Below are 7598 nucleotides of genomic sequence, written 5' to 3'. Positions count from 1 at the left end.
GCCTGCGGGTCCTGGCCGGCGGCCTGCTGGCGGACCGTGCTCTCGATCCCGTCGAGCGGGTTCGTGATCTTGGACAGCGACGGCGCGGCGGCCTGAGCGGCCGTCTGCACGGTGCCGCCGACGAGCGAGCCGGCCCCGCCCAGGGTGCTGGTCACGCCGCTGAACGCGCCGCCGACGATGCCGCCGACCGCCGAGGTCAGCAGGTACAGCACCACCAGGGTGGTCACCGCCCAGGACACCAGACCGTGCAGGCCGGCGGCGCCGGTCACGGGCTTGCCCGAGAGCCGACCGGCCAGGAGGCCGCCGATCAGCGAGGCGACGATCCCGGAAGCGACGAACCAGATGCCGGCACTCATCGACAGGGTCGAGGCGGCCGGGTTGTCGGCGGCGTTCATGCCGACGCTGGACAGCCCGATGCCGACACCGAGCATGTTGAAGATGACCTGGGCGACCAGGGCCGTGGTGGCGCCTGCGAAGATCGCGCCCCAGGACACTTGGTGGAGCAGGACGGTTCGCGAGTCGCTCGCATGGGCGAGCGGTGTGGTCGAGAGGTTGGGGGAAGCGGCCACTGGGTAACTCCTGGTCGTCGTCGTCTTGGTCGTCGTCTTGGTCGTCATCGTCTTGGTCGTCGTGTCAGGGTCGCCCCGGATGTGCGGCCCGGCCTCAGCGGCGGGCGTGCATCAGCAGGGCGAGGCCGTACCCGACCGCTCCGGCGATCAGCAGCGCGACGATCGGGCTTTCCTCGACCTGCCGGGCCACGGCGCGGGTGCCCCGGCGGGCGTAGTCGCCGGCATGCTCGTAGGCGTCCTCGGCGTAGTGGCCGGCCTCATCGGCGTAGTCGGCGGCCTGGTCGGCCGCTTGCCGGACTGTGTCCTTGGCCTGGCCGTAGAGGTTCTCGGCGGAGCCCTGTGCCTCGCGGAAGCGCCCCTCGACCGAGTCGCTCTTCGAGCCGGTGAGGTCGCCGACGGCGCCCTGGGCCTTGCCGACGAACGCCTTGGCGGCGCCCGTCACGCGATCCGTATCAACCATGGTGTCTCTCCTGTCTGGGGGTCGGCGGGTGGCTTGGTGGTCGTGCGCCGCTCGACCCGGCCTACGCGTTGCGCGGGATCCCGGGTTTCGCGTCGGACGTCTGCGAAGAGTGCTGAGCCTGGCCGCCGGCGGGGATCTCCGCGGCGCCGGTCAGCGTGGGATGGGTTTCGATGGTCAAACCCATTGTTGATCCTGGCGATACTAGAGTGGGGTCTGATATCGCTGGTTCAATGGTATAATTATACCGATTTGCTCGAACTTATGTACTAGCTTCCCGCGTGGTGAAGCCATTGTCCCGGCCCCAGACGATCACTTCGGTGCGTTTGTGGACCCCGAGCTTGCGGTAGAGGGCGGCGGCGTGGTTGCGCACGGTGTTGCGCGACAGGTTCAGCCGCTTGGCGATGGCCTCGTCGGAGAGGCCGGCGCAGACCAGCCCGAGGATCTGGCGTTCCCGGACCGTGAGGCTCTGGACGCCCTCGTCGGTGCTGTCGCGGCCGGGATGGCGCAGGCCCGCGAGCTTCTCGATCAGGCCGCGGCTGAACCACGAGGTGTCGGCCATCACGGTCTCGATCGCGGTGAACAGGTCGCGCTCGGACCGCTTGCGCTCGGTGATGTCCTGGAGCACCGCCAGGACGTAGTCGTCTTCGCCGATCACCACCCGCTCGGCCGACACCAGGCAGTCGATCTCGGTCCCGTCCTCGTGCCGCATGCAGGTCTCGAGGCCGAGCACGTAGCCGGTGCGCCGGACCGTGGCCTCGAACTTCGTCCGTGCGCTGTCCGAGATCCACAGGCCCAGCTCCGCGGCGGAGCGGCCCACGGTCTTGTCCAGGCCGTAGCCGAAAATCCGCGGGAAGGCCTCGTTGACGGCCGTGATGGCGAATCCGTCGGCCCGGGCGAGGAGGGTCGGCACCGGGGTCATCCGGAACGCGGTGGCGAAGCGCGACTCGCTCTGGCGCAGGGAGGTCTCGGCCTTCTTGCGCAGCTCCAGATCCGCGAAGGTGAAGAGCATGCACGGCTCGTCGCCCATCTCCATCGGCTGGCCGGCCACGATGACGAAGCGGGTGCCGCCATCCGGCAGCCGCAGGCAGGCCTCCATCTGCGGGATGGTCGCGCCCGCATTGAGCCGCGTCACCGCCAGCTCGCGCTGCTTGGCGTCGGCCAGCACGTCGACCTCGTAGACGCTGCGCCCGATCACTTGGTCGCGGGTGTGGCCGGTCATCTCCAGGAAGCCGGCATTGACCTTGACGTGGCGCAGGTCGGACAGCCGGGTGATCACGGCCGGCGCCGGATTGGCGTTGAAGGTCTTCTCGAACCGCTCCTCGGCCTCGAATTGCGGCGTGACGTTCTGGAGGATCAGCGCGAGGCAGCTCGGTTGCCCGGCCCGGTCGGTGGCGACCAGGCTGCGCAGGGAATGGACGAAGGCGACGTCCGGCTTATCGGACCGCACCACCTCGACGATGACGTCGTGGAACGTCTCGCCCCGCACCACCCTCTCGATCGGGTAGGACTCGGGCGGCCGGTTGTTGCGGTAGCGGACGGAGAACCGGTCGCGGTAGGCGTCAACGGTCTCGCCCAGCTCCTCCAGGCTGCCGGCGCCGTGCATCGCCAGGGCGGCGTCGTTGGCCCAGGTGATCGTCTGATCCGGCTCGACCAGGATGACGCCCTCGGTCAGGCCGGCGATGATCTGCCTCAGCTCGTGTCTGTCGACGCCCGCGGTCACGGTGGTTCAGCTGCCTTGCCTGATGCGACCCGGACTGGATCGGCGGCGGGTAACAGGCGGCGCACCCGGTTGTTCCCTTGTGCGCAATCGGATTGCTGGTATATTTTACTTAGGATTGTAATCGGGCGTCGTGGTGTGACTCCGCGCGGACGGCCAAGGTTCTGCAATGTTCAGAGGGCGATCAAGGCCCTGCCGGAGGCCCCGAAACGTCGCCGGCTCCGCACGAGGCGGCCCTCGCGGACGCAGTCAGGAGAGGGTTGGTCCCGGTCTTGGGCGAGGGCGACGAACCGACCTCGTGGAGCCCGTTTCCCGAAGGCGACGGATCTCCTGTGGTGTGAACCCAATTCGTTGGAGCATTGTACGGCTGCTTTCGACCGAGGATGTGTGAAAACGACAAAGGGGCAGAAGGATCTTCCCGAGAACAACCTGGGCAGCGCCGAAATTTAGGCCTAAATCGCGTCAGAACCGCCCTGCAGCGGGGCCGCTTGTCTGCAGCGTAGAGGATTGTTCTACAATTTCGGCAAGCGCTTTCGTTTTCACACAGGCTCGACCCAATCCAGCCACCGGGACCGCTGTTGCCGCTTCTCAAAAGCGGTCGTTCGTCAGCCCGGCAACTTCGGCTCGGGGTGGAGAGCGGACTTTGGCCGTTTGCTAGGTAGCGGATATCCGCCTCGCGGTGGCTGGTGCGTCCTGGTAGATCGCGTAAGCCGAAACACCGAATAGGACGACCATGACCTTTCAGAATGAGATCGCAGCGTTCTTCGACAGCTACGTCAGTGCGTTCGTTCGCCGCGACGCCGATGCGTTGAGCGATCTCTGGGAGCCGGTTGGACTGTTCCCGTCTCCGACCGGCAACTTTGCGATGCCGAGGGAGGCGTTCCGCGACCATTGCGTGACGCTGCTAGACTTCTATCGCAAGCAAGGGGTCGTTCAGCCTGTGGGCGAACTGCTGTCGGCGGTCGAACTCTTCCCGAATGTCGCTGAGGCTCGGATGGCTTACCGGATGCAGGGCGAAGGAGAAGCACTCATCGCAGAATGGGAGCACGTCTATATTCTGCGCCGCAGCGACCGTTGGCGGGTATCGTTGACGATTGCCGATGGTGAGATGGCGGCATGGGCCGCACGAGGGGCGCAACTCTAACCCTCGAATGTCAAGCACTCCGCACAGGTAGTTCACGCAGGTGCATCGCCAAGAAGCGGGCACTGCGAATGGCTCTGAAGGGTCGCGAGCGGGCGGGACAGCTTTGTCTGCTTCTACCAATTTCCACCCGAAAGCGCACGGGCAGCAATCCACCCAGGCCGGACGTTGAGCAGAGCAGTAGGTCGCGGGCTGCTACCAACCCATATGCTGCTAGAGGGGCTCCGTAAGGGGACTTTCGGTCTCGATCCTGTCGTGGGCCCCGCAAAGGAGCGCGCCGATGCCTTCCCGAACGTTTTGCGTGACAGGGTTGTAGACGATCATGCCCAGATCTGGACGGCCGTCCACGGAGAAGGCCGAGAATTCCAGCTCGATGGAGCCCAGGATCGGATGCCGGAGCCGCTTGACCCCGTCCGTGTGCGCCCGGACGTCGTTCTCCTGCCACAGGGCTGCGAACTCCGGGCTGGTGCGACTGAGTTCCTCCGCCAGTTCGTTGACCTCGGATGCGGCACCCGCCCGCACTGCGTCCGCCCGGAACGCGCCTACGACATAGCGAGCGACGCTATGCCAATCATGCTGCGCCGCTCGCACACGCGGGTCGCCGAACATGCGGCGCAGAATGTTGCGCTCGCCGGGAGGGACCGTGTCCCAGTCGGTCAGTACGACGGCCGCGGCGCGGTTCCAGGCGACTACATCCCAGGTCGCCGTCTTGATCAGCGCGGGGCTGACCTCAAGCGTGTCGAGCAACCGCTGCAGGCGCGGGGTGATCCCTTCCTTCGGCGTGTAGCGGACCTCGGGAGGACGCCCGAGGGCGAGCATGAACACGTGCTCGCGCTCGGGTTCAGTCAGCATCAACCCGACCGCGATGCGGTTCAGGACGTCAGCCGAGGGCGCTCCGCCACGTCCCTGCTCCAGCCACGTGTACCAGGTGGCGCTGATGTTCGAGCGCTGGGCGACCTCTTCCCGGCGCAGGCCGGGCGTGCGCCGGCGGCCCGAGAACCCTAGCGCGGCAGGATCGAGCCTGGTGCGCCGATCCCGCAGGTATGCTCCGAGCGAGGTTTCAGTGCTGGCAAGCATGGCGATCCTGTTAGTCGCTATACCGGGATACGGTCACTACTTTAACGGGATCAACAGTTAGCGGATAGTTGGCGTCTGAACCCAACGGACCGCTTCCCATGCTCATCTTCCTCACCGGCGCCACCGGCTTCATCGGCTCGGCCATCGTCCCCGAACTCCTCTCCGCGGGCCATCGGGTCCTCGGGATGACACGGTCGGAGGCCGGGGCACGGGCCCTTACCGAAGCCGGAGCCGAACCGTTCCTCGGCAACCTAGAGGACGTCGACAGCCTCCGTCGCGGCGCCGTCCAAGCCGACGGGGTCATTCACACCGCCTTCGACCACGACGACTTCTCGAACTTCGTCGCCAACTGCGAGAAGGATCGGCGCGCCATCGAGGCCCTGGGCTCGGCGCTTAAGGGGTCCGACCGTCCCCTCCTGATCACGTCCGGGGTCGGCTTCGGTTGCTCGGCCCCGGGGCAGCTGGCGCGCGAGGACGTTTTCAATGCCGAGTATCCGAACCCCCGTGTGGCCTCGGAACTCGCGGCGGCGAAGCTCTTGGACGAGGGGGTGAACGTCTCGGTGATGCGCCTCCCGCAGGTCCACGACACGGTCAAGCAGGGGCTCGTGACCTACCTGGTCGATCTCGCGCGCGTCAAAGGCGTATCAGCTTATGCCGGAGGCGGAGCGAACCGCTGGGCGGCGGGTCCCGTCCTCGACGTTGCGCGCCTCTATCGTCTTGCAGTGGAAAAGGCGGATGCGGGGTCCCGTTACCACGCGGTCGCCGAGGAGGGTGTCAGCACCCGCGACATCGCGGAGGTCATCGGCCGCGGCCTTAAGGTGCCGGTATCTGCCATCTCGTCGGAGGAGGTAGCCGGACACTTCGGGTGGCTCGGCATGTTCGCCGGCCACGACATGTCAGCGTCCAGTGTCTGGACGCAGGCTCAGCTCGGCTGGCGTCCGACCGGACCGAGCCTGCTGGCCGACCTTGAGCGGATGGACTACTCCCGTGCCTCGTCTTGAGATGTTGGTCGACGCTAGTGAACGAGCTTCGACGCTCTCATTTGTTGACCGCGGAATGTCGCAAACCAATCTGACCTCAACATAGAGCGGACGGACGGGTTTCGACCCAACTACGACGTAGCCAGGGATTCGGCCGTCGCTCGAAAGCAGACGCTCCAACCTGCTCGTTTGTCAGCACCCATCGCCTGCTTCGTAACTCTTGAGGGCCTCTGCAGCGTCATCGAAGGCCGCCCAGGTCTTTCGGGCAAGGCTTCCACCCACGCTGCAGCGACGGACCCCGCATTCGGCGAACGCCCGGATGCCCGCGTCGTACTGGTGCACGACGACGTTGACGGGCTTTGGGGCGACCGCCGCGACGAGTTCCGCGACGGCACCTTGATCGAGGATGAAGGGCACGAAGAGGCAGTCGGCGCCGGCCTCCGCATAGGCGACGACGCGCGCGATGCTGGCAGTCACCGACATGCCGGCGACACGGAAGTTTTCGTTGCGACCGACGAGCATCACCGTGGGATCGATGGCGTCGATAGCCCTGCGCGCGGCCGCGATCCGTTCGACGGCGTGAGCCGTCTCGTACATCGCGGTTCCGGACCAATCCTCGATCGACAGGGCGGCCACGCCCGTGTCGACCGCCAGGGCGACGTTCCGCGCGACATCCTCCGGACGGTCGGCGAAGCCGTTCTCGAAATCGGCGTTGACCGGTAGAGGGGTGCTGGCAACGAGCATCCTCAGGTGATCGAGGATGGCCTCCAGACCGAGTTCCCCATCCTGCCGGCCGGCGGCCCATGCCGCACCCGCGCTCGTCGAGGCGAGGGCCTTGAAGCCGAGCTTGGCGAGTCGAACGGCGCTGCCGCGGTCCCAGGCATTGGGCAGAAGGAAGAAGCCGCTCTCGTGAAGGCTGCAAAAGGCCTTCCGCTTCTCCACCGTGGTGGTCATCGGTTGATCCATCGTCATCAGGCCCTGACATCGTCCAGCCGACGCCGCTGCTGGCCAGCCTCGTCGAAGTTCGAGGGCGCGAGCCAGGCGGTCAACGCGGCCGAGATCCTGGGCCATTCAGGGCTGATGATCGAGAACCAGGCCGTGTCCCGGCTCTCACCCTTCACCATCATGTGCTGGCGGAAGATGCCCTCGAAGGTGAAACCGAACCGAGCCGCCGCGTTCCGCGATTGTGCGTTCCGGCTGTCGCATTTCCATTCGAACCGTCGGTAACCGAGTGTCTCGAACGCGTAGGCGGCGAAGAGGGAGAGCGCTTCCGTCGCCACCCGTGTCCTTGCGATGGCCGGTCCCCAGAGAATGTTGCCGATCTCGATGACGCCGTGGGTCGGATCTATGCGCATCAGGGCTTGGCGCCCTTCGGCCCGTCCCGTCGCTTGGTCGATCACGGCGAAGAACAGTGGATCGTGCGACGTCGATGCTGTCTCAAGCCAAGCGGCAAAGCTGGGCTCATCCACCGGTGGTTCATCGAAGAGATAGCGGAAGCGATCCTCGGCGCCCGGTCGGAGCGCCGAGTGAAGGAGCGTCGGACCGTGTCGCGCGGGGCTCAGCGGCTCGAGGCGCGCGTAACGCCCTTCCAGCACGCAAGATCCGGGCTTCGGGACGCCAGTCCAGTTCTGTCGATCCATAGCTTTCAGTAATC

7 protein-coding genes and 1 pseudogene are annotated in these 7598 nt (G+C 66.2%); 2 read left to right on the top strand and 6 right to left on the bottom strand.

All coding sequences use genetic code 11. The features are described from left to right. From AC0IY0_RS26240 to AC0IY0_RS26230, 3 genes and pseudogenes are all read right to left on the bottom strand, one after another. Positions 1 to 617 (bottom strand): annotated as a pseudogene (locus AC0IY0_RS26240) (PhnA-like protein); the annotation flags it as partial. Positions 618 to 663: 46 nt separating this feature from the next. Continuing rightward, entirely contained in the window at positions 664 to 1029 is a 366-nt protein-coding gene (locus tag AC0IY0_RS26235; RefSeq protein WP_471766151.1) for a CsbD family protein, read from the bottom strand. Positions 1030 to 1288: 259 nt separating this feature from the next. After that, complete coding sequence (locus AC0IY0_RS26230) at positions 1289 to 2749, bottom strand: helix-turn-helix transcriptional regulator (RefSeq protein WP_419828623.1); 1461 nt, start codon at positions 2747 to 2749, stop codon at positions 1289 to 1291. 730 nt (positions 2750 to 3479) lie between these two features. Between AC0IY0_RS26230 and AC0IY0_RS26225 the strand changes: the two genes are divergently transcribed. After that, positions 3480 to 3890: a Cif family virulence factor gene (locus tag AC0IY0_RS26225; RefSeq protein WP_461231568.1), complete on the top strand. Its 411-nt coding sequence runs from the start codon at positions 3480 to 3482 to the stop codon at positions 3888 to 3890. Between the two features lie 210 nt (positions 3891 to 4100). Here AC0IY0_RS26225 and AC0IY0_RS26220 read toward each other — a convergent pair whose 3' ends face one another. Further along, positions 4101 to 4964 (bottom strand): helix-turn-helix transcriptional regulator, encoded by an 864-nt coding sequence (locus AC0IY0_RS26220; RefSeq protein WP_147940058.1) that lies wholly within the window; start codon positions 4962 to 4964, stop codon positions 4101 to 4103. A gap of 98 nt (positions 4965 to 5062) precedes the next feature. On the opposite strand from AC0IY0_RS26220, the gene AC0IY0_RS26215 reads away from it, so the two are divergent. Continuing rightward, a complete protein-coding gene (locus AC0IY0_RS26215) occupies positions 5063 to 5965 on the top strand; it encodes an SDR family oxidoreductase (RefSeq protein ID WP_419828625.1) in 903 nt (300 codons plus the stop codon). A 171-nt stretch (positions 5966 to 6136) separates the two neighbouring features. Here AC0IY0_RS26215 and AC0IY0_RS26210 read toward each other — a convergent pair whose 3' ends face one another. Together AC0IY0_RS26210 and AC0IY0_RS26205 are read right to left on the bottom strand one after the other, a co-directional pair. Continuing rightward, complete coding sequence (locus AC0IY0_RS26210) at positions 6137 to 7015, bottom strand: isocitrate lyase/PEP mutase family protein (protein ID WP_210248943.1); 879 nt, start codon at positions 7013 to 7015, stop codon at positions 6137 to 6139. After that, the gene (locus AC0IY0_RS26205) at positions 6916 to 7584 is read right to left on the bottom strand and encodes a GNAT family N-acetyltransferase (RefSeq protein WP_471766150.1); all 669 of its coding nucleotides are present in this window, start codon (positions 7582 to 7584) and stop codon (positions 6916 to 6918) included. The genes AC0IY0_RS26210 and AC0IY0_RS26205 overlap by 100 nt, the downstream gene beginning before the upstream one ends. Positions 7585 to 7598: the final 14 nt, after the last annotated feature.

This window comes from Methylobacterium sp. AC315, assembly GCF_979253755.1.
The sequence above is the reverse complement of the archived record's forward strand: the minus strand, read 5'-3'. Positions and strand labels throughout refer to the sequence as shown.